This window comes from Oleiphilus sp. HI0080 (assembly GCF_001635135.1).
This window is the reverse complement of sequence record NZ_LWFU01000791.1, coordinates 1-3794: the sequence shown is the minus strand read 5'-3', so window position 1 is coordinate 3794 and position 3794 is coordinate 1. Positions and strand designations below refer to the sequence as shown.

The following is a 3794-nucleotide window of genomic DNA, read 5'->3' as shown; positions in this document are numbered from 1 at the left end:
CGTAATAGATATGAGCTTTGAATGCACCTTCAGCCCCGGAACACCAAAGATAACATTTACTCCGCCATCGGTGAGCTGATTCGCCCAAGCGATATTATTCGCCTCGTCGAAGCGCGCTTGCAACTCAACCACAGCAGTCACGTCTTTGAAATTGCTTTTCGCCGACAGCAAAGCATCGACAATTCTGGATTGCTTGGCCGCACGATACAAACAGATCTTGATCGATTTTACGGCAGGGTCAATCGCGGCTGTCTTTAATAAATCGATCACTGTATCGAATGAGTGGTATGGGTAATACAGCATAAGATCGCGCTCACGTACCACATCAAAAAGGTTACCCTCTTTACCGATCAGTGAGGCGTGTGGCACCGGCGGCAAAGGTTTGATATCAATATAAGCGGGGCCAACACTTGGAAAACCAATGAAGTCTTTTGAGTTATGGTAACGACTACCCGGCATTAAGCTGTCGTATTTACTTAAGCCGAGCCGCTTCTTCAACAGGACCAGCATATATTCCGGCATTGCCCCGTCATACACTAAGCGCTCAGGCTCCCCTGATGCGCGTTTTTTAATCGATTTAGCCATGCGATCAACCAAACTCTGGTTAATCGCTTCATCAAACTCAAGTTCTGCATCTCGTGTTAACTTGAACACGTAAGCCTCGGCCGTTTTTATATCGATAACGCCACGAAAAACATCCGGCAAGTTATGCAGAATAATGTCTTCCAATACCGAAAACACCTTGGCAGTTCGTCCTGTGCGCGGGGGTAGCTGCACAAACCGAGACAATCGATCTGTTGGCACCTCCAGCACGGCAAATCGCTCCTGATCATCCTGACTAACTACCCGAACAAGCAGGTAGATCATGCCATCCTGAATCTTTGGAAAGGGCCGGTCACTCTTCAAAAAAAGTGGGTCTAACTCGGGTAGAAGCTGCTCTTGAAACAGTCGTTTCGCCTCAGCGCCTTGCTTTTCATCAAACTGCTCGGCAGTGATGATGTAGATATTCCGGCGGCGTAGCGCACGCAATACATCTTTATAGGTTTTGTCGAACTGTATTTGTAGCTTCCGTGTGCAATCTTGAATCATCGTCAAGTGCTCACGATAGCGTTGTTTGTCTTCCGCAGATTTCGAAAACACGGCTAGCCGGCTAACATCCGCAACCCGCACGCGGAAAAACTCATCTAAATTATTCGAGAAAATGCCTAGGTATCGAAGACGCTGAATTTCAGGTACATCGTCATTGCCCGCCTCTTGCAGCACCCGCTCGTTAAACGCCAACCAACTCAATTCTTTTGAGTAATATGGTACTTCGCTCGAACTAGACGTCAGATTCAAACCTTGCTCCCTTGCACTGTTGGTTGTATCGCTCGGTGTTATTTAAAACGCAAAAGGGCGCCTCACACAAGTGAGGCGCCCTGTTCAGATGATATGCATCAATATGTCAGTTATATGACAATAGCCTTAAAACGGCATGCCAGACATCAAAAAGTGCGCGTAGATCGATGCAACGTAGCCTAGCGCAATCGCCCAAGTCCACTTCAAATGCCCAAAGAACGTATACATGCCTCGTGCCTGCCCCATAAGCGCAACACCGGCAGCCGAGCCGATCGACAGCAATGAACCACCAACACCGGCGGTGAGTGTTACAAGCAACCATTGGTTAATCGACATGCTTGGATCCATCGTCAACACAGCAAACATCACAGGAATGTTATCGACAATCGCTGACAGAATACCGACCAAGATATTCGCCCAACTGGTGCCCATTTCCTGATACATAAATACCGAAGCGAGATTGAGATAGCCAAAAGCACTTAGACCACCGACACACAACACCACGCCATAGAAGAACATCAAGGTATCCCATTCGGCGCGCTGTAATTGATCGAAAATATCGAACTGCCCTTCTGAGTGAGCCTCACTGGATCCCGCGTGCTGCTCGATCGTATCGTGCGGCAAGTCGCCTTTCAGCTTCAGGTAGTAACCGTAAAGTTTTAGTACCCCTAAACCCGTCATCATACCGACCATGGACGGAAGATGGAGCGCACTATGAAATGTAACTGCCATTGCAATTGTGCCTAAGAAAAGGAAGATAACAGTGACTCCGCCACGCTTGATTCTTACTTCTTCGGTAACCCCCTCTGGTTGCCCTTTTGGTAAAAACAACGACATGAGAATTGCCGGCACAAGCCAGTTAACAATGGCCGGCACAAGTAACGCAAAAAACCCGAGAAACTCGACCTTACCTTTCTGCCAAACCATAAGTGTTGTGATGTCACCAAACGGGCTGAAAGCACCACCCGCATTTGCTGCGATAACAATATTCACACAGCCCATGCCGATAAAAGTCTTGTTATCGCCACCAACCGCCATAACGACCGCCGCCATGACCAATGCCGTCGTTAGATTATCCGCGATGGGAGAAATACAGAAGGCCAGTAAGCCGGTAATCCAGAAGATAGATTTTAATGAATAACCCCGAGAGACCAGCACCGAGCGCAGAGCAGCAAATACATTACGTTCCTGCATTGTGTTTACGTAGGTCATCGCAGCAAGTAGAAAGAGCAACAGTTCGGCGTATTCGAGGATATTATGCTGAATCATGGTATGCGCACTCGTCGTATCGCCCGCCATGTTGTAGGAGATCGCAACGAACACCCATATGATGCCCGCAGCCACCATGACCGGCTTGGACTTACGCAGATGCAAAAACTCTTCGCCGATAACCAGCATGTAGGCCAAGACAAAAATCAAAATCGACAAACCACCCAACCAGGTCGCGGTTAGATCCAGCATGGTGACTTCGCCACCACTTGCTAGAGCATTTGTTGCACCTGCACTCAACACAAGTGCGAATAGTGCTTTCACTGCTGCTTTCATGTTTTCCTCTACTCGTAAGCTAAATCAATCACTCTACAAAACGAAAAAGCCACCGAGTACTGAAAACTGTGCTCGGTGGCCAAAAAATTTGGATTGTAAATCGGCGGCGCGATTCTACTTTAAAACTTACTCAACCAAAACGTCTATCGTGTCTTCTTTGTAAACATTGTTGTTCTCGTCGTCGTAAACCGCTTCAATTTCTGTACGGCCAATCTGGTTAAAGCTGACTTCGCCTTTGTCTGCGCCATCATTACTGATGGTTGCTGCGCTTCCAGAAATAGTGGATCTCACTGACCAATCAGTAAACTCGCTATCGGTTACATCCAGTTCACTGGCATCGCTGTATCGAAGAAACGCTCTTAGCTCGATCGGGCTGTCTGACGTTTCAAAAGGACCAGCAGGGCTTGTACTCGCGTTTTCATAACGAATAATAAGCTCGGAGACCGTTTTTGGCTCAGTCACTGTCACCGTGACAGGACTTGTCGTAAGACCGCCACAACTTGCCGTAATCACAGTGCTACCCACCGCCGATCCAGCTGTAACGACCCCTGAAGAATCAATCGTCAACACGCCGGTTGGGTTATCCGTATAGTTGGCAATTGTGGATACATTCCGCGTCTCACTCGAATCTGTCACGTTCACCGTGAGACTTTTCGAGGCCGCTATGTCGAGACTGAAATCCGCATCAGGCGCTAACGTAATTGCCGTGAGACTATCGGAAACAACTAAAGCCTGAGATGCGACTTGCCCTCGGTAAGTCGCCTCAAGCGTCACATTGCCGGCATCTAGCGTATCGAGAACACCGCTACCGTTGATCTTCGCGATAGCAATATCTGAGCTACTCCATACAGTCACAAGCTCACTGACATTACTTGTACGGCCGTCATCATAAGTGCCATCAACGCGCAACG

3 protein-coding genes are annotated in these 3794 nt (G+C 48.2%); all 3 read right to left on the bottom strand.

Annotated elements, in window-relative coordinates:
- Positions 1–1338, bottom strand: a 1338-nt coding sequence (locus tag A3751_RS16265; protein ID WP_156492546.1) for an RNA degradosome polyphosphate kinase, incomplete at its 3' end; no start/stop codon positions are given.
- Positions 1339–1464: 126 nt separating this feature from the next.
- Complete coding sequence (gene nhaD, locus A3751_RS16260) at positions 1465–2883, bottom strand: sodium:proton antiporter NhaD (protein ID WP_068457943.1); 1419 nt, start codon at positions 2881–2883, stop codon at positions 1465–1467.
- A gap of 126 nt (positions 2884–3009) precedes the next feature.
- On the bottom strand, positions 3010–3794 hold a 785-nt coding region (locus tag A3751_RS22985), incomplete at its 5' end, for a hypothetical protein (RefSeq protein WP_197466418.1).

Bases quoted from the DNA above. Each gene is read 5' to 3' on its own strand.
- nhaD (WP_068457943.1), bottom strand. From the start codon at position 2,883: ATGAAAGCAGCAGTGAAAGCACTATTCGCACTTGTGTTGAGTGCAGGT.